The organism is Mycobacterium sp. 852014-52450_SCH5900713 (genome assembly GCF_001667075.1).
GTDB lineage: Bacteria > Actinomycetota > Actinomycetes > Mycobacteriales > Mycobacteriaceae > Mycobacterium.
In genome coordinates, this window is the sequence record NZ_LZIL01000050.1 from 176487 (window position 1) to 201413 (window position 24927).

The 24927-nt window shown below is 68.4% G+C and carries 24 protein-coding genes; 10 read left to right on the forward strand and 14 right to left on the reverse strand.

The annotated features are described in order from the left end of the window. Positions 1–29 precede the first annotated feature (29 nt). The 6 genes from A5773_RS15010 to A5773_RS15035 are packed head-to-tail and all read right to left on the reverse strand — an operon-like array spanning position 30 to position 6578. Positions 30–500 carry an SRPBCC family protein gene (locus tag A5773_RS15010; RefSeq protein ID WP_066957557.1) on the reverse strand — a complete coding sequence of 157 codons (471 nt, stop codon included), beginning with the start codon at positions 498–500 and terminating at the stop codon, positions 30–32. A 4-nt stretch (positions 501–504) separates the two neighbouring features. Further along, on the reverse strand, positions 505–693 hold the full coding sequence (locus A5773_RS15015; protein ID WP_066957559.1) for an antitoxin: 189 nt from the start codon (positions 691–693) through the stop codon (positions 505–507). Between the two features lie 40 nt (positions 694–733). Then, entirely contained in the window at positions 734–3106 is a 2373-nt protein-coding gene (locus A5773_RS15020; protein ID WP_066957561.1) for a cation-translocating P-type ATPase, read from the reverse strand. Then, positions 3103–4689, reverse strand: coding sequence for a serine hydrolase (locus A5773_RS15025; protein ID WP_066957563.1), 1587 nt, complete (start codon positions 4687–4689; stop codon positions 3103–3105). Before A5773_RS15025 ends, A5773_RS15020 begins: the two co-directional genes overlap by 4 nt. Positions 4690–4728: 39 nt before the next feature. Further along, entirely contained in the window at positions 4729–5841 is a 1113-nt protein-coding gene (locus A5773_RS15030; RefSeq protein ID WP_067791422.1) for an MBL fold metallo-hydrolase, read from the reverse strand. A 5-nt stretch (positions 5842–5846) separates the two neighbouring features. Then, complete coding sequence (locus A5773_RS15035; RefSeq protein ID WP_066957567.1) at positions 5847–6578, reverse strand: enoyl-CoA hydratase; 732 nt, start codon at positions 6576–6578, stop codon at positions 5847–5849. Positions 6579–6605: 27 nt separating this feature from the next. On the opposite strand from A5773_RS15035, the gene A5773_RS15040 reads away from it, so the two are divergent. After that, on the forward strand, positions 6606–8078 hold the full coding sequence (locus A5773_RS15040; protein ID WP_066957569.1) for a carboxyl transferase domain-containing protein: 1473 nt from the start codon (positions 6606–6608) through the stop codon (positions 8076–8078). Between the two features lie 80 nt (positions 8079–8158). Here the strand turns inward: A5773_RS15040 and A5773_RS15045 are convergent, their stop codons facing one another. Then, entirely contained in the window at positions 8159–8710 is a 552-nt protein-coding gene (locus A5773_RS15045; protein WP_066957571.1) for a TetR/AcrR family transcriptional regulator, read from the reverse strand. Between the two features lie 104 nt (positions 8711–8814). On the opposite strand from A5773_RS15045, the gene A5773_RS15050 reads away from it, so the two are divergent. The 5 genes from A5773_RS15050 (at position 8815) to A5773_RS15070 (ending at position 14225) form a co-directional block, all read left to right on the forward strand. Then, positions 8815–9954, forward strand: coding sequence for an FAD-dependent oxidoreductase (locus A5773_RS15050; RefSeq protein WP_067791424.1), 1140 nt, complete (start codon positions 8815–8817; stop codon positions 9952–9954). Between the two features lie 187 nt (positions 9955–10141). Beyond that, complete coding sequence (prrA, locus tag A5773_RS15055; protein WP_156349628.1) at positions 10142–10852, forward strand: two-component system response regulator PrrA; 711 nt, start codon at positions 10142–10144, stop codon at positions 10850–10852. Between the two features lie 13 nt (positions 10853–10865). Further along, positions 10866–12206 (forward strand): HAMP domain-containing sensor histidine kinase, encoded by a 1341-nt coding sequence (locus A5773_RS15060; RefSeq protein WP_066957574.1) that lies wholly within the window; start codon positions 10866–10868, stop codon positions 12204–12206. Between the two features lie 175 nt (positions 12207–12381). Beyond that, positions 12382–12645 (forward strand): DUF2630 family protein, encoded by a 264-nt coding sequence (locus A5773_RS15065; RefSeq protein ID WP_066957576.1) that lies wholly within the window; start codon positions 12382–12384, stop codon positions 12643–12645. A gap of 26 nt (positions 12646–12671) precedes the next feature. Beyond that, positions 12672–14225, forward strand: a complete 1554-nt coding sequence (locus A5773_RS15070; protein WP_067791426.1) for an NAD(P)/FAD-dependent oxidoreductase — start codon at positions 12672–12674, stop codon at positions 14223–14225. A gap of 118 nt (positions 14226–14343) precedes the next feature. On the opposite strand, the gene A5773_RS15075 is transcribed toward A5773_RS15070, so the two are convergent. Both A5773_RS15075 and pdxH read right to left on the reverse strand, forming a co-directional pair. Next, entirely contained in the window at positions 14344–15636 is a 1293-nt protein-coding gene (locus A5773_RS15075; RefSeq protein WP_066957580.1) for a citrate synthase, read from the reverse strand. 129 nt (positions 15637–15765) lie between these two features. Then, entirely contained in the window at positions 15766–16425 is a 660-nt protein-coding gene (pdxH, locus tag A5773_RS15080; RefSeq protein ID WP_066957581.1) for a pyridoxamine 5'-phosphate oxidase, read from the reverse strand. Positions 16426–16496: 71 nt separating this feature from the next. Between pdxH and A5773_RS15085 the strand changes: the two genes are divergently transcribed. Together A5773_RS15085 and A5773_RS15090 are read left to right on the forward strand one after the other, a co-directional pair. After that, the gene (locus tag A5773_RS15085) at positions 16497–17618 is read left to right on the forward strand and encodes a citrate synthase 2 (RefSeq protein WP_066957583.1); all 1122 of its coding nucleotides are present in this window, start codon (positions 16497–16499) and stop codon (positions 17616–17618) included. Between the two features lie 133 nt (positions 17619–17751). After that, the gene (locus A5773_RS15090; protein ID WP_066957585.1) at positions 17752–18210 is read left to right on the forward strand and encodes a VOC family protein; all 459 of its coding nucleotides are present in this window, start codon (positions 17752–17754) and stop codon (positions 18208–18210) included. Here A5773_RS15090 and A5773_RS15095 read toward each other — a convergent pair. Further along, positions 18207–19904 carry an FAD-dependent oxidoreductase gene (locus A5773_RS15095; protein WP_067791428.1) on the reverse strand — a complete coding sequence of 566 codons (1698 nt, stop codon included), beginning with the start codon at positions 19902–19904 and terminating at the stop codon, positions 18207–18209. The two genes, A5773_RS15090 and A5773_RS15095, sit on opposite strands and share 4 nt — an antisense overlap. A gap of 20 nt (positions 19905–19924) precedes the next feature. Further along, positions 19925–20950 (reverse strand): diiron oxygenase, encoded by a 1026-nt coding sequence (locus A5773_RS15100; RefSeq protein WP_066957589.1) that lies wholly within the window; start codon positions 20948–20950, stop codon positions 19925–19927. Positions 20951–21195: 245 nt separating this feature from the next. Between A5773_RS15100 and serC the strand changes: the two genes are divergently transcribed. Both serC and sepH read left to right on the forward strand, forming a co-directional pair. Continuing rightward, positions 21196–22314, forward strand: coding sequence for a phosphoserine transaminase (gene serC, locus A5773_RS15105; protein ID WP_067265562.1), 1119 nt, complete (start codon positions 21196–21198; stop codon positions 22312–22314). Positions 22315–22433: 119 nt separating this feature from the next. Continuing rightward, on the forward strand, positions 22434–23207 hold the full coding sequence (gene sepH, locus A5773_RS15110; protein WP_066957591.1) for a septation protein SepH: 774 nt from the start codon (positions 22434–22436) through the stop codon (positions 23205–23207). A gap of 42 nt (positions 23208–23249) precedes the next feature. Here the strand turns inward: sepH and A5773_RS15115 are convergent, their stop codons facing one another. From A5773_RS15115 to A5773_RS15125, 3 genes are read right to left on the reverse strand one after another with little or no spacing between them, the layout of a single operon-like run. After that, positions 23250–23528, reverse strand: coding sequence for a DUF2537 domain-containing protein (locus A5773_RS15115; protein WP_066957593.1), 279 nt, complete (start codon positions 23526–23528; stop codon positions 23250–23252). Then, positions 23525–24358: an RNA methyltransferase gene (locus A5773_RS15120; protein WP_067791430.1), complete on the reverse strand. Its 834-nt coding sequence runs from the start codon at positions 24356–24358 to the stop codon at positions 23525–23527. Before A5773_RS15120 ends, A5773_RS15115 begins: the two co-directional genes overlap by 4 nt. After that, positions 24355–24786, reverse strand: coding sequence for a MarR family transcriptional regulator (locus A5773_RS15125; protein ID WP_066957597.1), 432 nt, complete (start codon positions 24784–24786; stop codon positions 24355–24357). The genes A5773_RS15120 and A5773_RS15125 overlap by 4 nt, the downstream gene beginning before the upstream one ends. Positions 24787–24927 lie beyond the last annotated feature (141 nt).

Sequence of the window (24927 nt, forward strand, 5' to 3'; positions counted from 1 at the left end):
TCGGCGCCGTCATGCTCGCGTGGCGGCGGTCAGCGACGACCGCCGGAGCCGTTCATCCCTGGGTCGGGGCGGGTGAATACCGTGACGAAGTTCTGCAGCGACATGTCGATGTCGCCACGCAGCGCGGCGGCGACGATCATGCCGATCGGTCCGAACAGGGCGGGGCCGCCGAGGTGGACGTCGAAGCTGACGACCGAGCCTTCTTCCGCGGGCTGAACTTTGGCCATCAGCTTGACCTTGACGCCGCCGACGCCTTCACCGTTGAGCGTCATGCCTTCCGGCGGCTTGTAGCGCACGACCGTCCACCTGATCCGGTTGTACATGCCCTTGACTTCGACGATCGACTCCACGACCGTGCCCTTGTCGATGTCGTCGGGCAGTTTGCTGCGCCATACCCGATGGATGGTCAGCCAATCCTTGTAGCGGGACAGGTCGGAGGCATGCTTCCAGGCCACCTCGGGTGGCAGCGGGACGTCGATGGATCCGGAGAGTTTCGCCATGAGCTCAGTTCTGGTCGTCGCCTTTAGTCGCGGACTCGGCCGCTTTTTTGGCCTCTTCTTGCACTTTGTGGATGGTGTCGGAGTACTTCCCCTGCGTCTTCTCGTCGACGAATTCGCCGGCCTTGTCGATCGCGGTTCCGACCTTGTCGGCGTTCTGCGACAAAAGGTCTTTGGCCTTGTCCAGGAATCCCATGTACCCGTCCTTTCCCCGCCGAAATCCTACTTGGCGGCCGTTAGCGCCACAGCCGTGGCTGCTCGCCCAGCACCCGTGCCCGGATCCACCACATCGCCTCGATGGCGCCGGCGCCCAGCAGGCCGATCCCCACCGCGGTCGACGTCACCGCCACATCGGAGGGATCGAGCAGGAACGCCCGTCGGGCCAGCGGGATGCTGAAGATGACCACGTAGGCCAGGCCGGAGCCGATGACCAGCGCGACCCGCCACCACTGGTAGGGGCGCGCGACCACCGCGAGCACCCACAGCGCCGTCATCAGGAGCGTGATCAGGGCCGCGGTCGAGGCCTGCTCCTGTTGCTGGAATGTCGCGTGCCGGCCGTGATAGGCCACCAGGTAGGACCCGAAAGTCGCGGTGCCGACGATGAACCCGGAGGGCAGCGCCGAGCTCAGCACCCGCCGTACGAAGCCCGGGTAGGCGCGTTCGTTATTGGGGGCGAGCGACAGGATGAACGACGGGATCCCGATGGTGAACCACGCCGCGATGGTGACGTGTATCGGCTGAAACGGGTACAGCAAGGGATCGGCTTTGAGCGGTTTGGAAAACAGGCATTCGATGCCGACCAGCAGCGCCAGCAGCACCGAGTAGACGGTCTTGGTCAAGAACAGGTTGGCGACCCGCTCGATGTTGCCGATCACCCGCCGGCCCTCGCCGACGACATACGGCAGGGTGGCAAAACTGTTGTCCAGCAACACGATCTGCGCGACGGCGCGCGACGCCGGGCTGCCGGCGCCCATCGCGACGCCGATGTCGGCATCCTTGAGCGCCAGCACGTCGTTGACGCCGTCGCCGGTCATCGCAACCGTATGCCCGTGCGATTGCAGGGCGTGCACCATCGCCCGCTTCTGGTCAGGCCGCACCCGGCCGAAGGTGGTGTAGGCGTCCAGCGCATCGGCCAATTGCGCGGGCTCCGCCGGCAGCCGCCGCGCGTCCATCGTCTCCCCGCGCAGCCCGAGCTTGCCGGCTACCGCGCTGACCGACACCGCGTTGTCGCCGGAAATGACCTTGACCGAAACACCTTGCTCGGCAAAATAATCCAGTGTTTCCGCGGCGTCCGGGCGCACCCGCTGCTCGAGCACCACCAGCGCGACGGGGGTGACGCGGCCCGGTGCATCCGGATGGTCAACGGCGACGTCGCCTGTGCCGACCAGCAGCACCCGCAAACCCTGCGCGCCGATCCGCTCGGCCTGTTCGGCCGCCGCCGACGCCGGATCGAGCAGCACATCCGGCGCCCCGATCACCCAGTTGCCGTTGTCCCCGAAGGACACCCCGCTCCACTTGGTGGCCGACTTGAACGGCGCGGTGGCCGTGGCGATCCAGCCGGGTGGGCGCTGATAGCTCTCGGCGATCGCCTGCATGCTCGCATTGGGGCGCGGGTCGGCGGCGGCCAACGCCGCCAGGGCGTCGGTGACCCTGTGCCGCCGTGCCGGTTCGAGTTCCTCGACACCCGCGACGCGCATGCCGTTCTCGGTCAGGGTGCCCGTCTTGTCCGCGCACACCACATCGACCCGGGCGAGTCCCTCGATGGCGGGCAGCTCCTGCACGAGGCACCGACGCTGCCCGAGCCGCACCACCCCGACGGCGAACGCGACCGACGTCAGCAAGACCAGGCCTTCGGGCACCATCGGGACCAGCGCACCCACGGTCCGGAGCACGGACTGCCGCCAGCCCGCGTGGGTGGTGAAAAACTGGGTGTAGATCGTCAGCAGGCCGGCCGGCACCAACAGGTAGGTGATGAACTGCAGGATCCGGTTGATCCCGTTGCGCAGTTCGGATTTGACCAACGTGAACTTGCTGGCCTCTTCGGCGAGCTTGGCGGCATAGGCCTCCGGTCCGACCTTGGTGGCGCGGTAGGCGCCCGTGCCGGCGACGACGAAGCTGCCTGACATCACCGCATCGCCGGTAGCCTTGCCCATCGGGTCGGCCTCGCCGGTCAGCAGTGACTCGTCGACCTCCAGATTCGCCTCTTCGACAATCTGACCGTCCACGACGACTTGGTCCCCCGGCCCGAGTTCGATGATGTCGTCGAGCACCACCTCGGAGGGCGACAGCGTGCGCGTCCCGGACTGCCTGCGCACCAACGGTTTCGCCTGTCCGACGATGGCCAGCGCATCCAGCGTCCGCTTGGCACGAATCTCCTGGACCATGCCGATGACGCTGTTGGCGATGATGAGCAGGCCGAACATCCCGTTGATCAGCGAGCCGGTCGCCAGCACGATCAGCAGCAACACCCCGAGGATTGCGTTGATCCGGGTGAAGACGTTGGCCCGCACGATGTCGGTGATGCTGCGGGTGGCGCGTTCGCGGACCGCGTTGCTCTTGCCGTCGGCGACCCGCTGCGCCACCTCGGCATCGGTCAGACCGGCGATCATCGGGTGAACGTTCCCAGCTTGTCCGAGTCGTAGTACTCCAGGTTGAGGGTAGCGGCCCGCGAACCAGAAAATGTGGCCTTGGAAATGGTTCCGGGCGGGGCGTTTTCGTCGGTCAGACCGAAGGTGAAGGTGTCGCCGTCCCAGTGCGTCAGCGTGACCGTCCGGTTCTTGGGGCCCATCGCCAGCTGCAGGGAGCCGTCGTGTTCGGTGACGACGGCCGGGCCCCAGTAGTCGCTGGCATACACGCCGGCGTAGTCGCTGAGCGGCCTGGCCGGCGCGGGGTTGGCCGGCGGCTGCTTGCCGACCAGCGACCCCTCCGGGTTGTTCAGCCAGCCGATCGCCTTCTGGTACAGAGCCCCCCAGTCCTCACGAATCTGGCCGTACTGCACAAGATCCATGAATTCGGCGGTCAATGTTTCCGGGATGCCATAGGGCGCGCCATTCGTCAGCGCGATGATGCCCAAGTCCTCCGAGGGCATCACCACAAAGTTTGTCGCCGCCCCCAAATCGAAAGCGCCGGAATGACTGTATTCGGTGCGGCCCGACGAGTCGACCGAAGCGTTGAAGCCGTATCCGTAGAAACCCGAGCGCGCCTTGGGCGTCTTCGCGGGCACCGAAACCGTCTGCGGGCTGGTGGCGGCCAGCAAGGCTTCCGGCGACGCAATCCGCTGGCCGTTGTAAGTTCCGTTGCCCAGCAACATCATCAGCCAGTGGGCCATGTCGTTCACCGAGGAGCTCACCCCGCCCGCGGGTGACTGCGGATCGGGGTCGCGCTGGAATCGGGCCTCCCACCTGTCGGCGACCTTGATGTGGTTGACCGCATGGTTGGGTCGTGCGACGAAGTCGGCGAATCGCGAGCTGGTCGATGTCATCCCCAGGGGGCGGTAGAGCACCTCGTTGGACAGGTCCTCCCATGACTTGCCCGCGGCGGCGGCCACCGCCTCAGCAGCAGCGGTTACCCCATAGTTGGTGTAGGCGTAGCTGATTCGAAACGGAGCCAACGGCAAGTACTTCAGCCGTTCGAGGGTCTGCCGACGGTCGTAGCCCAAGTCTTCGAGTTTGTCACCGGCATGGTCGGGCAGCCCCGAGCGATGGGAGTACAGGTCGGCGACGGTGACGTGGCCCGTGACGTAGGGATCGCTCAGCGTGAACCACGGCAGCTTCGCCGCCACCGGGGTGTCCCACGCGACGACGTTGTCGCTGACTTCGTGCGCGAGCACTGTCGAGCCGACCGACTTGGACACCGAAGCCAACTGGAAAACGGTGTCGGCGTCCACCTTATTGTCCTGGCCCTGCCCCTTGCTCACATCCTTGATGCCGAACCCCTTGGCGTACAGCACCTTTCCGCCGTGGATGATGGCCACGGCCATGCCCGGTACGCCGGTGCTCTTCATCAGGTCGCCGACCAGGCCGTCGACCTTGGCGACCGCCTCGTCGATGCGGCCGGTGGGGATCGCGAGACCAGGCACCTCGTTGGGCGGCGCGTCAGAGAGCGCGGGCGGGCCGGATACCTGTCGGGCGGGCCCACATCCGGTCAGGCCGAGCAGCACCGTGGCAACGGCCGCGGCCGCGCGTTTCGTCATGGCGGAACTCTAGCGTGGGCAGGTCGGCAGGCCCCCGAATCAGAGCCGCCACCAGGGGTTCGATTTCGGCGGCGCCCCGGGATCGATGTGCTGGCCGGGGGCGGGAACCGCAATTTTGACGTGCTCCGGTTCCGCGGCGGCGAGCAAGCGTTCAACCGGCTCGGCCCACGGGTGGGGGGCCAGCCGGAAAGTGCCCCAATGAATCGGCACCAGCAGTCCGTCGCCGGTGAGGTCGAGGTGTGCCCGTACCGCTTCCTCGGGGTTCATGTGGACGTCGGGCCACGCGGTGTTGTAGGCGCCGATGGGCAACAGCGTCAGGTCGAACGGCCCGTGGTCGGCGCCGATCTGCGCGAAGCTCTTGGTGTAGCCGGTGTCACCGCCGAAGTAGGCGCGATGATTCGGACCGATGAATGTCCACGACGCCCACAGCGTGGTATTGCGATCCAGGAATCGACCCGAAAAGTGCCGCGCCGGCAGGCAAGTCACGGTCAGCTCGTCTACCAGGCCACTCTGATGCCAGTCGAGCTCGACGATGCGGTGCTCCGGTATCCCCCACGCGCGCAGGTGAGCGCCGACACCGAGCGGCACGAAGAACGGGGCCCGCTGCGTGTGGGCGAGCGCCGTCACCGTGTCCATATCGAGGTGGTCGTAGTGGTCGTGGCTGATCACCACCGCGTCGACGGCGGGCAGCCCTTCCAGTTGCACCGGCGGCGGGTGCAGCCGCTGCGGTCCGACGATGTCCGACGGTGAGCACCGGTCGCTCCAGACCGGGTCGGTGAGCACCCGGTAACCGTCGATTTCCAGCAGCGCCGTCGAGTGACCGAACCAGCTGACGGCGAGCCGGCCGGGGTCACCGTCGAAGATCGCGGGAGCGGCCAACGGGATTGGCGCCGAAGGACGGCTGACGCCCCGACTGCCGATGAGCTCCCACGCGACCAGCCGCAGTTCCTCGCGATCCATCAGGAAATTGGAGGCGGGGTCGAGGTTGACGAATGCGCCGTCGCGGTAGTTGGGCGACCCCTCCGCCACCGCCCTGATCGCGGCGGGGTGGGCGCCGAGGGCCGCCGGTGCGCCGTGCAGCGCCCGCACCACCCAGCCGCCGGCCGCCAGCGATGCCGTGCCGGCGGCCAGTCGCAGCGCCCCCCGCAGCATGACGGTCAGGCCCCCTGGAACTTCGGCGGTCGCTTCTCGATGCGGGCGACCTGGGCCTCGATGACGTCCTGGCTCCCCCACGCCTTGTCGAAGAGTTCCTTGTGCACCGGGCCGGCCTCCTCGATGGCGCCGTCGTCGTTCAGCACCCGCTTGGCGTGCTGAATCGCCAGCGGCGCCAGGCCGGCGATCTCGGTTGCCCAGGCTTGGGCGTCGGCCAGCGTTCCGATGCGGTTGGCCATTCCGGTCTGCAGCGCGACGTCGGCGGTCAGCTTCTCCGCGGCCAGCAGCATCGCGCGGGCTCGCCCGTGCCCGACCAGTGAAGACAGCCGGCGGATGCTCCAGTTATCAAGTGCCAGACCGTATTTCGATGTCGGGAACTGGAAGAACGCGTCCGGTGCGACGACCCGCAGATCGCATTGCATGGCCAGCTGCAGGCCCGCGCCGATGGCGGGGCCGTTGATGGCGGCGATCACCGGGATCAGCGTGGTATCCATCACCTTGTGCAGCTCGATCAGCCGGTCGGGATAGTCGGCCGCGAACGCGTCGCCGCTCAGGTCGGCGCCCGCGCAGAACGCCGTGCCCTGGCCGGTCAGCACGATGGCCCGCACGGAGCCGTCGCTCGCCTTCTGGAACGCCTCCCGCAGTTCCTCGACGAGCTCGGAATTCAGCGCGTTGCGGCGCTCGGGCCGCTGCAGCTCAATCGTCAGCACGGCTTCGGCCTGGGTAACACCGATCATGGCAGCCACCCTATATAGCCTCGTGTCGTGAGTCGTATCACGGCTGCTCAGCTGCGCGACGCGGTGCTGGACGAGGGCTCCTTCATCCGCTGGGACGGCCAGCCGCTCGCGGTGCCGGTCAGCGAGGCTTACGCGCGCGAACTGGCCGACGCCCGGGCGGCCACCGGCCTCGACGAGTCGGTGCTGACCGGCGAGGGCCGCATCTACGGACGCCGGGTCGCGGTGGTGGTCTGCGAGTTCGGCTTCCTCGGCGGCTCGATCGGGGTGGCCGCGGCGGAACGGATCACCGCCGCGGTGCAGCGAGCGACCGCCGAGGGCCTGCCGCTGCTGGCCTCGCCGAGCTCCGGGGGCACCCGCATGCAGGAGGGCACGGTCGCCTTCCTGCAGATGGTGAAGATCGCCGCCGCCGTCCGCCTGCACAAGCAAGCCCACCTGCCCTACCTGGTCTACCTGCGCAATCCCACCACCGGCGGGGTGTTCGCGTCGTGGGGTTCGCTCGGCCATGTCACCGTCGCCGAACCGGACGCCATGATCGGCTTCCTCGGGCCCCGGGTGTACCAGCTGCTCTACGGCGAACCGTTCCCCGAAGGCGTCCAGACGGCGGAGAACCTACAGCGCCACGGCGTGATCGACGGGGTCGTCCCGGTCGGCGAGCTGCGCCGGACGCTGGACCGCGCGCTGACCGTCATCGCCGACCCGGCCGATCCCCTACCTGCGGCGGCACCGCCCGAACCGCTCCCCGACGTGCCGGCGTGGGACTCGGTGGTGGCCTCGCGCCGCCCCGACCGGCCGGGTGTCGGGCTGCTGCTGCGCCACGGCGCCACCGATCGGGTGCTGCTGTCGGGCACGGGCCAGGGAGAAGCGGCGACGACCCTGCTGGCGCTGGCCCGTTTCGCCGGCCAGCCCGCGGTGGTGCTCGGACAGCAGCGGGTGACGGGCGGGATGGTGGGGCCCGCGTCGCTGCGCGAGGCCCGGCGCGGCATGGCGCTGGCCGCCGAGCTGCGCCTTCCGCTGGTGCTGGTGATCGACACCGCCGGTCCCGCGCTGTCGGCCGAGGCCGAACAGGGCGGGCTGGCCGGCCAGATCGCCCAGTGCCTGGCCGAGCTGGTGACCCTCGATACCCCGACGGTGTCGGTGCTGCTCGGCCAGGGCAGCGGCGGGCCGGCGCTGGCGATGGTGCCCGCCGATCGGGTGCTGGCCGCGCTGCACGCGTGGCTGGCGCCGCTCCCGCCCGAAGGCGCCAGTGCGATCGTCTTCCGGGACACCGCGCACGCCGCCGAACTTGCCGCGGCGCAAGGCATCCGGTCGGTCGACCTGCTGGCGTCGGGTATCGTCGACGCCGTCGTGCCGGAGCATCCCGACGCCGCCGACGAGCCGGTCGAGTTCTGCCAGCGACTTTCGCGCGCCGTCGCCGCCGAGCTGCACGCGCTGCGGGCGCTCCCCGCGGGCGAACGGCTCACGGCCCGCCTGCAGCGCTACCGCCGCATCGGATTGCCCTGACATTTCGCCGAGCGCCTTCACGACACGTAAACCACGCACACGAACGCCGCAAAACGCCGCGGTGGTTTACGTCTCGCGAGTCAGCCGTCCGGCAGCCCGAGGTAGCGCTGGATCGTCGGGCCGAGCCAGTCGACGATGTCGTCGCGGGTCATCTCCACGATCGGGGGTAGCCGTAACACGAAGCGGCACAACGCCATCCCCAGGATCTGGGTCGCGATCAGCCCCGCCCGCACAGCGGAATCTTGCGGCGGCACGAAGGAAGCCACCAGCGGCTGGATCTGGGTTCCGAAGATCTCCTGCATCCGTTGCGCCGCTTCGCCGTTGGTGGCGCTGGACCGCAGCAGGATGACCAGCGCCTCGTCGCCCTCCCAGCGTTCGAGAAAGTGCCGGACCAGCGACCGCCCGACCTGCGCCGGGTCGGTCGAGGCGAGGTCGGGAAACCGCAAGTCGAACTCGGCCGCCGCGGCGAACAGCTTGTCCTTGCTGCCGTAGTACCGCATGACCATCGCGGGATCGATGCCCGCGTCGGCGGCTATCGCCCGGATGGTCGCGCCCTGAAAACCGGCCGCGCCGAACCGCTCGCGGGCCGCCGCCAGAATCACTGCCTTGGTCTCCTCCGACGACCTTCTCATGCCAACGAGTGTAGGCCAACAACTGTTGACATAGCGCCGGCGGCGCGCAAGCATGGAGATATGCCAACAAGCGTTGACTTAACTCCCAGGGAGAGGAGCGGACCATGAAAGACACCGATGTCCTGGTGGTAGGCGCGGGCCCCACCGGTCTCACGCTCGCCGCCACACTGCTCAGCCGCGGAATTCGGGTGGTAATCGTCGACAAGTTGGCCGAGGGCGCGAACACGTCCCGCGCCGCCGCCGTCAACGCCCGCACCCTCGAGGTGCTCGAGGAGCTCGACGTGGCCCGGCGCATGGTCAAAGCGGGGCTGATCGCGCCGCGATTCACCATGCGGGAGGGCCGGCGCATCCTGATCCCCGTCGACTTCAGCGAGCTGCCGACGGACCATCCCTACACCCTGATGCTGTCCCAGGCCGACACCGAGCGGCTGCTGCTCGAGCGACTCCGGGAGTTAGGCGGTGACGTGGTCCGCCCCAAGACGCTGAGCCGCATCAGCCAGGACGCCACCGGCGTGACGGCCGCATTCGACGACGGCGACACCATCAGGGCCGGCTACGCCGTCGGGGCGGACGGCATGAACAGCACGGTCCGGACGCAAGCCGGAATCGGCTTCACCGGTGGCCAATTCGCCGAGGCTTTCACACTCGCCGACGTCCGAGTTACCGGCGAAGCGCCCCGCAACGAGGTGATCCTGTTCTACGCCAAAGACGGCCTGACGGTGCTGGCCCCGCTGCCCGGCGACATCTTCCGTGTCGTCGCGCCGACCACCGAGGCGCCGCAGCTGCCGTCGGCGGAGTTTGTGCAGGCACTGCTGGACACCCGGGGCTTCGGGCCCGGGCAGACGGTGGTCACCGAGCTGGTCTGGGGGTCGCGGTTCCACATCCACCACCGCGTCGCCGACACGTACCGGGCCGGCCGATTGCTGCTGGCTGGCGACGCGGCGCACGTGCACAGCCCGGCGGGGGGCCAGGGCATGAACCTCGGGATCACCGACGCGGTGGCGCTGGCCGGGGCGCTCGCCGACGTTCTGGGGGGCGGCCCGGACGCCGCGCTGGATGCGTACAGCACCGCGCAGCGCCGCCGCGCCGAGCGGGTGCTGAAACTGACGGGACGGCTGACCCGGGTCGCGACCCTACCGCGCCCGTTGCGCCCCCTGCGCAACACGGGAATGCGCCTGGCCGCAGGGGTTCCCGCGGTGCGCCGGCAACTGGCGGTGCGGCTGAGCGGTCTCGCCACGGAATGACCCAAACCCTCACGGAGGCAACATCAATCAGAAACCGGTCACCCCGGACGCGAATGCCGCGTCACGCCAACCGATCTCGGGGTGACCCGCCCATACCAACGGGCAGTCGCGGCCTGGCGTCGAAAACGTAACCTTTTAGGCATCGACGGCCCGGCCAGGGCACCACCGCGGTCAACAATCAGGCAAGATGGGCGGCATGGACACTGGTGGCATCTCACCCCGCGTCTTGGTCGTCGACGACGACTCCGATGTGCTCGCGTCGCTGGAACGCGGCCTGCGGCTGTCCGGATTCGAGGTGTCGACCGCGGTCGACGGCGCCGAAGCCTTGCGCAGCGCCACCGAGACCCGGCCGGACGCGATCGTGCTCGACATCAACATGCCGGTGCTGGATGGCGTCAGCGTGGTCACCGCGCTCAGGGCGATGGACAACGACGTCCCGGTCTGCGTGCTGTCCGCCCGCAGCTCGGTCGACGACCGGGTCGCCGGACTCGAGGCCGGCGCCGACGACTACTTGGTCAAGCCGTTCGTGTTGGCCGAGCTCGTCGCGCGGGTGAAGGCGCTGCTTCGCCGTCGCGGCGCGACCGCCACCTCCTCCTCGGAGACAATCACTGTGGGCCCGCTCGAGGTGGACATCCCCGGCCGGCGCGCCCGCGTCAACGGCGTCGACGTCGACCTGACCAAGCGGGAGTTCGACCTGCTGGCGGTGTTGGCCGAGCACAAGACCGCGGTGCTGTCGCGCGCGCAGCTGCTGGAACTGGTGTGGGGTTACGACTTTGCCGCCGACACCAACGTCGTCGACGTGTTCATCGGGTACCTGCGCCGCAAGCTGGAGGCCAACGGCGGTCCCCGGCTGCTGCACACCGTCCGCGGAGTAGGGTTCGTGCTGCGTATGCAGTAACCAGGCGGGCTCCATGAATTTCCTATCCCGCATCCTGACCCGTACGCCTTCGCTGCGCGCCCGGGTCGTGGTCGCGACCGTCATCGGCGCCGCCATTCCCGTGCTCATCGTCGGGATCGTCGTCTGGGTGGGCATCACCAACGACCGCAAGGAGCGGCTGGACCGCCGCCTCGACGAGGCCGCGGGCTTCGCGATCCCCTTCCTGCCGCGCGGCCTCGACGAAATCCCGCGCTCCCCCAACGACAACGACGCCATCATGACGGTCCGCCGCGGCGACCAGGTCAAGTCGAACACCGATGTGACGCTGCCCAAGTTGGACGTCGATTACGCCGACGCCTACGTCAAAGGCGTGCGGTACCGGGTGCGGACGGTAGAGATCCCTGCGCCGGAGCCCACGTCGCTGGCTGTGGGCGCGACGTATGACGCGACCCTCGCCGAAACCAACAATCTGCACCGGCGAGTACTGCTGATCTGTGGCTTCGCCATCGGCGCGGCGGCCGTGTTCGCCTGGTTGCTGGCCGCATTCGCGGTGCGCCCGTTCAAACAGCTCGCGCAGCAGACGCGATCGATCGATGCCGGCGACGAGGCGCCGCGGGTGGAGGTGCACGGCGCCACCGAGGCCGTCGAGATCGCCGAGGCCATGCGGGGCATGCTGCAGCGCATCTGGGATGAGCAGATCCGGACCAAGGAGGCGCTGGCGTCGGCCCGCGACTTCGCCGCCGTGTCGTCGCACGAGCTGCGCACGCCCTTGACGGCGATGCGCACCAACCTCGAGGTGCTGGCCACCCTGGACATGCCCGACGACCAACGCAAAGAGGTGCTGAGCGACGTCATCCGCACCCAGTCGCGGATCGAGGCCACCCTGAGCGCCCTCGAGCGGCTGGCCCAGGGCGAACTGTCGACATCCGACGATCAGGTGCCGGTCGACATCACCGAGCTGCTTGACCGCGCCGCCCACGACGCGATGCGCATCTACCCCGACCTCGACGTGTCGCTGGTGCCGTCGCCGACGTGCATCATCGTCGGATTGCCGGCCGGATTGCGCCTGGCGGTGGACAACGCGATCGCCAACGCCGTCAAGCACGGCGGCGCGACCCGCGTCCGCCTCTCGGCGGTCAGCTCGCGCGCCGGGGTGGAGATCGCCATCGACGACAACGGCAGCGGCATCCCCGAAGACGAACGCCAAGTCGTCTTCGAGCGATTCTCCCGCGGGTCGACCGCCTCACACTCCGGGTCGGGCCTGGGGCTGGCGTTGGTGGCACAGCAGGCCCACCTGCACGGAGGAACCGCTGCGCTGGAAAGCAGCCCGCTGGGCGGCGCGCGCCTGGTGTTGCGCCTACCCGGCCCGAGCTAGCGCTTCGGGTGCCGGAGCGCGAGCGACGCCGTCGGGATCTTCGTCGTGGCAGGCTCCGAATCAGCTATGGCACAAGGGTTTCGCCTCCGTCGGTTGGTTGGCCTGCGCCGCTCGCCCGGTGGGCGATGGGCAACCTAGCGATCCGGCCCACGCCCCGGTCGGGCACACTGGAGCGATGGCCAACGGCAACAAACCGACCGACAACGAAACCCTGGCACACATCCGCGAGCTGGTCGCACAGGAGAAAGCCCTGCGGGAGCAGCTGCAAAACCGCGACATCTCCGAATCGGAGGAACACGACCGCCTGCGCCGGCTGGAGGTCGAGCTGGACCAGTGTTGGGACCTGCTGCGGCAGCGGCGGGCGCTGCGTGAAACCGGCGGTGACCCCCGGGAGGCCGAGGTTCGTCCGCCCGGCGAGGTGGAGGGCTACCTGAACTGAGCCATCACGCGGCAAATGGCGGGGCCTTGGACGCCATAGTGGTTGGTGGCGGTCACAACGGCCTGGTCGCTGCGGCGTACCTGGCTCGCGCGGGCCTTCGGGTGCGGTTGCTGGAGCGGCAGGGTCACATCGGCGGGGCCGCGGTCTCGGCCCAGGCCTTCGACGGTGTCGGCGTCCGGCTCTCCCGCTACTCCTACCTGGTCAGCTTGTTGCCGGCCCGCATCGTCGACGACCTGGGTGCGGGGGTGCGGCTGGCCCGGCGGCGGTATTCCTCGTACACGCCCGACCCCGACGCCGATGGCCGCGGCGGGCTGTTGATCGGTGCGGCCGGCAACACGTTCGCCGCGATCGGCGCCGGCCCCGATGAGCAAGGGTTCGCCTCCTTCTACCGACGCTGCCGACTGGTGACCCAACGGGTATGGCCGACACTGCTGGAACCGCTGCGCACCCGCGAGCAGGCCCGCCTGCATGTCTCGGGAAGCGGTGACAGCGAGGCGGCGGCCGCGTGGCGCGCGTTGATCGACGAGCCGATCGGGCACGCCATCACCGCCGCCGTCGGCAACGACGTGGTCCGCGGTGTGGTCGCGACCGACGCACTGATCGGAACGTTCGCGCGCCTCGACGACCCGTCGCTGATGCAGAACGTCTGCTTCCTCTATCACGTACTGGGCGGCGGCACCGGGGACTGGGATGTTCCCGTCGGCGGGATGGGCGCACTGACCGATGCCCTGGCAACGGCCGCCGTCCGCCATGGCGCCGAAATCATCACTGGCGCAGAGGTTTACAATGTCGAACCCGACGGCTTGGTGCGCTACCGCACCGGCGATGAGGAACACCTGATAAGGGGTCGGTTCGTCCTCGCCGGTGTCACACCCGCGGTATTGGCAGGCCTGCTCGGCGAACGGCCGCCGACCCCCGCCCAGGGCGCGCAGGTCAAGGTGAACATGGTGCTGCGACGACTGCCCCGATTGCGCGACGACGGCGTCACCCCCGAACAGGCCTTCGCCGGGACGTTCCATGTGAACGAGACCTGGACCCAACTGGACGCCGGATATTCGCGCGCGGCGGCCGGGCATATCCCGAAACCGCTACCGTGCGAAGCCTATTGCCATTCGCTGACCGACCCGAGCATCTTGTCGGCCGACCTGCGCGAATCGGGCGCGCACACGATGACGGTGTTCGGTCTGCACACCCCGCACTCGCTTTTCGACGGCAACTACTCCGGCGCCCTGCGTGACCGGTTGACCGAGTCGGTCCTGGCGTCACTGAATTCCGTTCTGGCCGAACCCATTCAGGACGTGTTGATGAGCGACGCCCAGGGCCGGCCATGCATCGAGACGACGACCACCCTGGACTTGCACCGCACACTCGGGATGACGGCCGGCAACATCTTCCATGGCGGCCTGTCGTGGCCGTTCGCGGACGACGACGACCCGCTGAACACGCCCGCGCGGCAATGGGGGGTGGCGACCGCACATGAGCGGATCATGCTGTGCGGCTCCGGCGCCCGCCGCGGCGGCGCAGTGTCGGGCATCGGCGGGCACAACGCCGCCATGGCGGTGCTGGCCTCGCTCTGCTGATGACCCGATCGGTGGCGACCTGGCGACCCGATTCGCCCGGCTACGCCGCGCTCGCGATCGCCACTAGCTCGTCGGTGGCGACCCGCAGCGCCCGGCTACGCCGCGCTCGCGATCGCCACTAGCGCGCGTCGATGGTGGTGTAGTCGCGCTCGGTGTAACCGGTGTAGATCTGGCGCGGGCGGCCGATCTTGCTGTCACCCTCGTCGTGCATCTCACGCCAGTGCGCGACCCAGCCGGGCAGCCGGCCCAGCGCGAACAGCACGGTGAACATCCGGACGGGGAAGCCGAGGGCCCGGTAGATCAGCCCGGTGTAGAAGTCGACGTTCGGGTACAGCTTGCGCTCGATGAAGTAGTCATCGGTCAGCGCCGCCTCTTCCAGCTCCTTGGCGATGTCCAGCAGCGGGTCGCCGCCGAGCTTGGCCAGGATCTTGTCGGCCTGCTCCTTGACGATCCGGGCGCGCGGGTCGTAGTTCTTGTAGACGCGGTGGCCGAAGCCCATCAGCTTGACACCCTCTTCGCGGTTCTTCACCTTGCGGACGAACTCGCTGACGTCGTCGCCACTTTCGCGGATCTGGTCGAGCATCTCGAGCACCGCCTGGTTGGCGCCGCCGTGCAGCGGCCCCCACAGCGCGTTGATGCCGCCGGAGATCGAGGTGAACAGGTTGGCCCGCGACGAGCCCACCAGCCGAACCGTCGACGTCGAGCAGTTCTGCTCGTGGTCGGCGTGCAGGATGAGCAGCATGTCCAGCGCCCGCACGACTTCGGGGTCGGCCTGGTAGGGCTCCGCCGGTAGCCCGAACGTCATGCGGAGGAAGTTCTCCACCAGCGACAGCGAGTTGTCCGGGTAGAGGAAGGGCTGCCCGACGGACTTCTTGTAGGCGTACGCGGCGATGGTGGGCAATTTGGCGAGCAGGCGGATGGTCGACAGCTCGACCTGCCTGTTGTCCATCGGGTCGAGCGCGTCGGGGTAATAGGCGCTCAACGCGTTCACCACGCTGGACAGCACCGGCATGGGATGCGCATTGCGGGGGAAGCCGTCGAAGAAGCGCTTCAGGTCCTCGTGCAGCATGGTGTGCAGCTGGATCCGCTGGGTGAACTCCGCGAGCTGGTCCTTGTCGGGCAGCTCGCCGTAGATCAGGAGGTAGCTCACCTCGATGAAGGTCGACTTCTCGGCGAGCTGCTCGATCGGGTAGCCGCGGTAACGCAGAATCCCGGCGTCACCGTCGATGTAGGTGATGGCGCTCTTGCAGGCGGCGGTGTTGACGAAGCCGTTGTCGAAGGTGGTGTGCCCGGTTTTGGACAACAGGGAACCGAGCGCAATCCCGTCAGCACCTTCGGTGGCGCGAACGATCTCCAGGTCGATCTCGCCCCCCGGGTACTTCAGAGTTGCGGTGTCGTCGGTGTCGGCCACGAGAACCCCTTTGCGCTCTGGCTGGTATGGCTGCCCTGACTAGGTGCTTATAGGTGAAGGTAGTCGTTGTCGCGTTCGCATGCCTGCCCGGGGTCGGGTCTGTCCCGTCGCACCGGCCCCCGGGACGGGCTAGGGCTGGAGGCGCTCGACGTGAGCACCGGTGACCCGGATCCGGTTATGCAACCGGTTCTCCCGGCCCTGCCAGAACTCGACCGACTCCGGAGCAAGCAGATAGCCGCCCCACCCCGGCGGCACCGGAATCTGTTCCCGGTCGGCGAAGCGGGCGGTGACCTCGGCCAGCTGGTCGAGCAGCGCCGCGCGTGACGCGATCGGACGGGATTGGTGCGATGCCCACGCGCCAAGCTGGGAGCCGCGGGGCCGCTTGGACCAGTAGTCCTCGGTGGCCTCTGGCGTGACCTTGCTCACCGGACCGCGGAGGTGAACCTGCCGGCCCAGCTGGTACCAGGGAAATGTCACCGACGCGTACGGCGTCGCCGCGAGGTCGGCGCCCTTGGCCGAGTCATAGTTGGTGAAAAATGTGATTCCGGACTCGTCGACGCTTTTGCACAACACCGATCGGCTCGTCGGCCGGCCGTCGGCAACGGTGGCCAGCACCATGGCGTTCGGTTCGGCGACGCCGGACCGCTCGGCTTCGTCGATCCATTTGCGCAACAAGGCAACCCAACCGTCGTCTAGCCAATCCGCGTCGAGATCGGGACTACCGTCCTTCTCCACCGATCCGTATTCCACGCGCATCCTCTGCAGGCGCTCGGAGTCTGGTCCTGCCATCGCGCCAACGCTACCGGGGCTTGCTACCGGCCGGTAGCGTCGGCGCGAACGTGGGGTGCGAGAATTTTCCTATGACTGTGGTCCCCGAAGACTTTGTCCCCGGCCTCGAAGGGGTCGTCGCCTTCACCACCGAAATCGCCGAACCGGATAAGGACGGCGGCGCGCTGCGCTACCGCGGTGTCGACATCCAGGACCTGGTGGATCAGCAGGTCACCTTCGGCGACGTGTGGGCCCTGCTGGTCGACGGCAAGTTCGGCCACGGATTGCCGCCCGCCGAGCCGTTCCCGCTGCCCATCCACACCGGTGACGTGCGCGTCGACGTGCAGGCGGGCCTGGCGATGCTGGCCCCGATCTGGGGTTACCGGCCCCTGCTCGACACCGACGACGACACCGCCCGCGACCAGCTGGCCCGGGCCTCGGTGATGGCCTTGTCCTACGTGGCGCAGTCCGCCCGCGGCATCTACCAGCCCGCGGTCCCGCAGCGGGTGATCGATGAATGCGACACCGTCACAGCCCGTTTCATGACCCGCTGGCAGGGCGAGCCGGACCCGAGGCACGTCGAGGCGATCGACGCCTACTGGGTCTCGGCCGCCGAGCACGGCATGAACGCCTCGACGTTCACCGCGCGGGTGATCGCCTCGACCGGCGCCGACGTGGCCGCGGCGTTGTCCGGGGCGATCGGGGCAATGAGCGGACCGCTGCACGGCGGGGCGCCGGCGCGGGTCCTGCCGATGATCGAAGAGGTCGAACGCACCGGTGACGCCCGCGGGCTGGTCAAGAAGATCCTGGACAGCGGCGACAAGCTGATGGGCTTCGGCCACCGCGTCTACCGCGCCGAGGACCCGCGCGCGCGGGTGCTGCGTGCGACCGCCGAGCGGCTGAAGGCTCCGCGCCACGAGGTCGCGGTCGCCCTCGAGCAGGCCGCCCTCGCCGAGCTGCGCGAGCGACGTCCGGACCGGGCCATCGAGACCAACGTCGAGTTCTGGGCGGCGGTGATCCTCGACTTCGCGCAGGTACCGGCCAACATGATGCCGGCGATGTTCACCTGCGGACGCACCGCCGGCTGGTGCGCGCACATCCTCGAGCAGAAGCGGCTCGGCAAGCTGGTGCGCCCGTCGGCGATCTATGTCGGACCGGGCCCACGCAGCCCGGAATCGGTCGAGGGTTGGACCCGCAGCCTCACCAACGCCTGAGGCGGCGCCGGTTGTCGGTTCCCGGCGATTAAATGAGTGTCGCCGCGATGAGTTTTCGTCGCGGGCGCAGTCATAACTCGCGAAGCCTGCCCGTTTCGGGCCGGCCTGGGAACCGACAGCAAGGAGAACCACAATGGCGCTCAACATCGAACCCGCCCTGTCCCCGCACCTGGTGGTGGACGACGCCGCCGCCGCAATTGACTTTTACGTCAAGGCTTTCGGCGCCGAGGAGCTGGGGCGTGTGCCCCGGCCGGACGGAAAACTCATCCACGCCGCGGTGCGCATCAACGGCTTTCTGGTCATGCTCAACGACGATTTCCCCGAGGTGTGCGGCGGCAAATCGATGACGCCCAAGTCATTGGGCGGCACCCCGGTCACCATCCACCTGACGGTCACCGACGTCGACGCCAAGTTCCAGCGGGCGCTGGACGCGGGCGCCACCGTGGTCGCTCCGTTGGACGACCAGTTTTGGGGTGACCGATACGGCGTGGTCGCCGACCCGTTCGGCCACCACTGGTCGATGGGTCAGCCGGTCCGCGAGGTCGGCTACGACGAAATCCAGGCCGCGATGGCCGGGCAGGGCGCCGGCTAGCCGAGCAGCCGGTCTAGCAGCCCGCGTCGCGGCGGCGGCGCGGGCTCGGCGGCGGCAGCGGCGGCGAGCATGTCGGCCACCTCGGTGAACTTGTTCCGCGGCCGACCGTCAGCGCTGCCGCGCGCGATCTCGGCGGCGTCGATGGCTCGCCAGCCGCGGGCATCAACGGCGTCAGGCTGCCGGGTGTGCACCAGCTTGGCCAGCGCCTCCGGCTCAGCCACCGGATCGCTCAGCTTGCCGGCGTTGAAATCGGCCACCAGGGCCTGAACGGTTTGCAGGGAGCACGACTTGTTCGTGCCGATGAAACCGCTGGGCCCCCGCTTGATCCAGCCCGCGACGTAGGCCCCCGGGACCGGCGCCCCGGAGTCGGGATCGACCACACGGCCGCCGTCGTTGGGGACCACCGCGGTCGACTGATCGAACGGCAGGTCGCGAATCGGCATGCCGCGGTAGCCAATCGATGTCAGCAGCAGACCCGCGTCCAGTCGACACGGCTCGCCGGTTCCGGTGACGGCGAACTCCACCCCCGTGACGCGTCGATCACCCAGCACACGCTTCGGGGTGAGCCGATAGGCCAGCCGGATACGCGGGTCCCCGGAATTGCGGGCCGGCCCCGAATCGTCACCGAGTGTGCTCAGGATTTGCAGCTTGCGCTTCGTCAAGCCGTCCGTGGCGCTAGCGAGGTCGGCCGCCACCAACTCGTGGTCGGCCGCGCTCAGCACGACGTCGGAGGAGCCCGTGAGTCCGATCAGTTCGGGCAAGGTGAATGCCGACTGGGCGGGGCCGCGCCGGGCGGCGAGCACCACTTCGCGGACGGTGGAAGCGCGAAACGCCGCCAATGCGCGATCGGAGATGTCGGTGCGGGCCAGGTCGTCAGGGTTCGCCGTGAGCACGCGGGCCACGTCGAGTGCGACGTTTCCGTTGCCGACGATCACCACCCGCTCGTGGCTGAGATCGACTGGGAGATCGGCGAAGTCGGGATGCCCGTTGATCCACGCGACCAATTCGGTAGCGGTTCCGGTGCCGGGCAGGCCCATGCCCTCGATCTCCAGCCGACGGTCGTCGGGTGCGCCGACGGCGTACACCACGGCATGGTGGTGGGCCAGCAGCTCGGCGTGGCTCAGGTGCCTGCCGACCTCGACGTTGAGGTAGAACCGGAAGCGGCGATGACCGGTGACCCGGTCGAACAGCCGGGTGACCCGTTTGGTGTTCTGATGATCGGGCGCCACTCCGGCACGCACCAGCCCATAGGGCGTGGGCAGCTTCTCAAAGACGTTGACCCGCACCCCGTGTTGGGTGAGCAGTTCGTCGGCGGCATACATGGCCGCCGGCCCGGATCCCACGATGGCCACGGTTAGCGGCCGGCGGCGGGCGCGCACCTGGGCGGCCGGAATCACCGGGGCCAGCTTCGATGTGGGCGGCACCTTCTCGCCCTCGGGCCGCTCGGGGTAGAAGGACGCGTTGATCTCGACGAACGGCAGCTGCTTGGTGTCCAGCCGGCTCTCCGGCGCGATCGCGCCGACGGGGCAGGCGCTCACGCACGCGCCGCAGTCCACACAGGCCACCGGGTCGATGTAGAGCATCTCCGAGGTGGCGAAGCCGGGCTCATCGGGCGTGGGGTGAATGCAGTTCACCGGGCACGCGAAAACACAGGACCCGTCGTTACAGCACGACTGGGTAATAACATGCGGCATAAACGATTACCCGTGCGGGCCTAGGCTGCCGGCGCCGCGGCCAGGTGCTGGCGTTGTGGCTCGCTGCGGTAGCGCGACGGCTTGCCGTCGATCTTGCAGAGCCGCCACATGAGCCGCGCCGAGCGCGTCTCCATCAGCCCGGTGTCGTGGGCCAGCATCCGAACGTCACCGAACATGTCGCTCAGCCACTTTCGTGACTCCGGCGACCGGAAGAAGAGTTCCTTCTTGACCTCGCGCGGAATGTCGAACTCCTGCCAGAACGCCTTGGGCGGCACCACGATTGCCCGGCACAAGGTCTTCATCGTCAGCGGCAGGTACAGCGCGGTCCAGAACCGCTGGCGCTTGGTCAGCTCCGGCACCCGCCTACGTAGGAACTCGTGGGCGAACGAGATGTGGCGCGCTTCCTCGGCCACGTGTATGGCCATCACCCGCTCCATGATGGGATGCAGCGACTTGCCTTCGCGCAGAACGTTTTTCTGCGTGTGGTCGATCGGTTCCTCGCCCGCGAGCACCCCGATGAAGAACGCCACCGGCAGCGGGCCGGCCACTAGCGGAACCAGCGGCGAGAGCCACTTGAGCGCCCGGGGCATGCCCGGGACGTCGGTGCCGATCCGGTTGACCATCTCCTGAAACATCATGGTGTGGTTGCACTCTTCGACCGATTCGTGCAGGCAGTACCGGTATTCCGGGGAGCCGTTCGGCACCCAGAACGTGTAGTTCATCAGACCGCGGATCAGGATCGACTCGAAGTGCAGGCCGACCTTGGCGACGTTGGCCTGGCGCCACATGCCGATCTTGATCTTGCGCTCGTCGGACTGCGCCAGGTACCAGGGATGCCGTCCCAACGGGTCGGTCGCAGGCAGTATCCACCGAGGGTCGTTCTCCGTGACGGCGAATTCGGCCGAATCCCAGTCGATGTCTGTGTACGGGTTGAAGTTTCGACGCACCGACCCCTCGGACAGAGTGGCGAGCGTGTTGACGTACTCGGTGTCGTCGCGCACTTCCATATTGCGGCGCCACCGCCGAACCATGCGTGTCCTGGCCATATCCAAGCCTCCCCAGCGAGGTTTACATTAGGACGTGCTGTGTCCAGACAGTACCGCAGGTACCGCATATCTTCTAGGCCCCTCTTCGGCACTGTGGGCTGACCAGTGGTCAGCGCTTTGGTGTGTCCCGCGTCACAGCCCGCACAACCCAGCGAGTTGCGCGGCCAGGCGTTTTGCCGGGGCCCGCTGCGTCGGCAGCCGGACCGCCGTGCCGCGCGTCACGTCCGCTCACTACCCTGATGAGCATGGCTGACCAGCTCGAGGTTCCCGCTGACATCAAACCCCGCGATGGCCGCTTCGGATGCGGCCCTTCCAAGGTCCGCCCCGAACAGTTGCAGGCCCTGGCGACCACCGCGGCCCCACTGTTCGGCACATCGCACCGGCAGGCGCCCGTCAAGAATTTGGTGGGTCGGGTCCGGTCGGGGGTGGCCGAGCTGTTCTCCGTGCCAGATGGTTACGAGGTCATCCTCGGCAATGGCGGCGCGACGGCATTCTGGGACGCCGCGGCGTTCGGGTTGATCGACAAGCGCTCGTTGCACCTCTCCTTCGGCGAGTTCAGTTCGAAGTTCACCTCGGCGGTCGCCAACAACCCTTTCGTCGGCGAACCCATCGTCATCAAGGCGGATGCCGGCAGCGCGCCCGAGCCGCAGAGCGATCCCTCGGTTGACGTCATCGCCTGGGCCCACAACGAGACCTCGACCGGGGTGGCAGTGCCCATCCGCCGGCCCGCCGACTCCGGCGACGCCCTGGTCGTCATCGACGCCACCTCCGGCGCGGGCGGCCTGCCGGTCGAGATCACCGACACCGATGCCTACTACTTCTCGCCGCAGAAGAATTTTGCCAGCGATGGCGGCCTATGGCTTGCCGTCATGAGTCCGGCCGCGCTGGCGCGGGTCGAGTCCATCGCCGCGTCCGGCCGCTGGGTTCCCGACTTTCTGTCGCTGCCGATCGCCGTGGACAACAGCCTCAAGAACCAGACGTACAACACCCCGGCCATCGGCACCCTGGCGCTGATGGCCGAGCAGCTCGATTGGATGCTGGGCAACGGCGGGCTGGACTGGGCCGTCAAGCGCACGGCCGACTCCTCGCAGCGGTTGTACTCCTGGGCAGAGGAGCGGCCATACACCACGCCGTTCGTCGCCGACCCCGCGCTGCGGTCTCAGGTGGTGGGCACCATCGATTTCGTCGACGACGTTGATGCGGCGGCCGTCGCGAAGGTTTTGCGGGCGAACGGCATCGTCGACATCGAGCCGTACCGCAAACTCGGCCGCAACCAGTTGCGCGTCGGGATGTTCCCGGCAGTCGAGCCCGACGACGTCAGCGCTCTGACGCAATGCGTCGACTGGGTGGTCGAGCGGCTGTAACCGCCCCGCAATCAGCACGCAACCGCCCAGCGTGTCAGCGCCGTTTACGGACGTTGGCGCACTAGAGTGCGCACGAGATGGGTCCGTCGACCTGCACACGGAGCCTGCGAGGAGAAGCCATGCGGGAACTGAAAATGGTTGAGGTCGATGCGGACGGCAAACACATCATCTGTGAGGCCGGCGACGCCGGCGAACCGTTCAAGCTCGCCATCGACGATCAGCTGAAGGCCGCCGTGCGCGGCGAGGCCGCGCCCCCGAACCAACCGCACCTCGACATCCAGGTCACCAACATGCTGAGCCCCAAAGAGATTCAGGCCAAGATCCGGGCCGGTGCGTCCGTCGAGCAGGTTGCCGCGGCGTCGGGCTCCGACATCTCGCGGGTCCGGCGGTTCGCACACCCGGTGCTGCTGGAACGCGCCCGCGCCGCCGAGTTGGCAACGGCCGCGCATCCGGTGCTCGCCGACGGCCCCGCGGTGCTCACCCTCCTGGAAACCGTGAGCACGGCGCTCGTGACGCGCGGTCTGGAACCCGACCGGCTCAGCTGGGACGCGTGGCGCAACGAAGACAGCCGCTGGACGGTGCAGCTTGCGTGGAAGGCCGGCCGGTCCGACAACATCGCGCACTTCTGCTTCGCCCCGGGCGCCCACGGGGGAACGATCACGGCTGTGGACGATGCGGCCAAAGAACTGGTGGACCCGAACTTCGACCGCCCGCTGCGGCCGCTCGCGCGGGTCGCCCACGTCTCGTTCGAGGAGCCGGCCAAGCCCGCCGCCCCCGCGCCGCAAGAGCAACCCGCGCCGCAGGAACAACCGGTACACACCCGTCGGGGTAAGCCGGTCATCCCGGCTTGGGAGGACGTGCTGCTCGGCGTGCGCTCGGGCGGACAGCGCTAGACGGATGGTGGCGACCCGCCACGCCCGGCTACGCCGCGCTCGCTAGCCGCTACCGCGCAGCGTCAGCGCGATCAGCGTCAACCACCCGCCGGCGACACCGATTCCCGCGCCCAGCAGGAACCACCGCAGCACCAGCTTGTGCCGCCATCCCCACAGCGTGGGCGCCAGCCCGCCGGCGGCGACGACGTTGAGACCGACCGCCAGGAGCGGATGCACCCGTATCAGTCCCAAAGTCAGCACCACGATGGCGGCCCCGGTCACTGCGGCGACGAACCCGGCGACCGTCAAACCCGTTGCCCAGGGCACGGAATCGTCGGTCACGAGCCGAGCCTAACCCGTTCGTAGAACGCCAAAGCGGCCGCAGTCGCGACATTGAGGGAGTCGGTGCCGCGCGACATCGGGATACGCACCCGCACATCGCTCAAGCGCAGGGTCGCCGGCGTAAGCCCCGGCCCCTCGGCGCCCACGACCACCGCGACGCGCTGGTCGTGCGCGGCCGCCATGGCCTCCGGCAGGGCGCACGCCGTGCTGTCCGGGGTCATCGCCAGCAGCCGAAATCCGTTCTCTTTCAGCATTACCAGCTCGGCGGGCCACTCCGTCGCCCGCGCATACGGCACCAGCAAGGCGTGGCCCATGGAGACGCGAACGGCGCGACGGTATAGCGGGTCGGCGCAGCCGCTGCCGAACACCACCGCGTCCACGCCCAATCCGGCGGCGTTGCGAAAAATCGAGCCCAGATTCTCGTGATCGTTGACGCCCTCGAGCACCGCGACCGTCCGGGCGTGCTCGACCAGTTCGGTCACGCTGCGTTCCGGCACCCTGCGGGCGGCCGCGAGTACGCCGCGATTGAGGTGAAAGCCCACCACTTGCGCCATGACCCCGGCGGAGGTCCGGTAGAACGGCACGGCACTACCCGCCAGGTGATCGGCGAGCTCGGCGAGCCGACGGTCCGTCCCCAACAGGGCATGCGGAATGAATCGGGAGGCGAGCATGCGCTGAACGACCAGCACGCCTTCAGCGATCACCAAGCCTTTGCCGGACGGCAGATCGGGACGACGATCGACACTGTTCAGATCGCGGAAATCGTCGAGCCGGGGGTCGTCGGGATCGTCAACGTCCTGGACGTTCAGGGCATGCGTTCCGTCGCTCACGGGCCTTCGTCGACCAAGGCCAGCATCAGGTCGGCCGCGTTGCGCAGGGTGTCCCGTTGCTGGCTGTCCAGCGTGGCCAGCCGCTTGGCCAGCCACTCCTGGCGGGCGCGCCGGGTCGCCTTGACCAACTCGGCGCCGGAGTGCGAAACCGAGACCAGCACCTGCCGGCCGTCGATCGGATGCGGGGCACGGTCCACCAGGCCCATGTCGGCCAGCGACGCGATCACCCGTGTCATCGACGGCGGCCGGACCCGTTCGCGAATCGCCAGCGCGCCGGGCGTCATCGGGCCCTCGTTAGCCAGCGTGGCCAGCGCCGACAGCTGGGACAACGACACCGGCGACGAGGGGTTCCGGAACCGAAGTTGGCGGGCCAGCCGCATGACCGCCAGCGACAGATCGCTGGCCAGCCGCGCATCGCTGTCAGGCATGGCGCGAGGTTACACGCAACCTCCAGTAATCGGGATACGAACCGGCGAACGACGGACTTTGGTCCGTAGCGCTGCGTGGGCCGGTCGTTGTCGCACCGCTTGACCCGCGGCCCAGGCATTTTCGCTGGGCCTTCCCGCGCA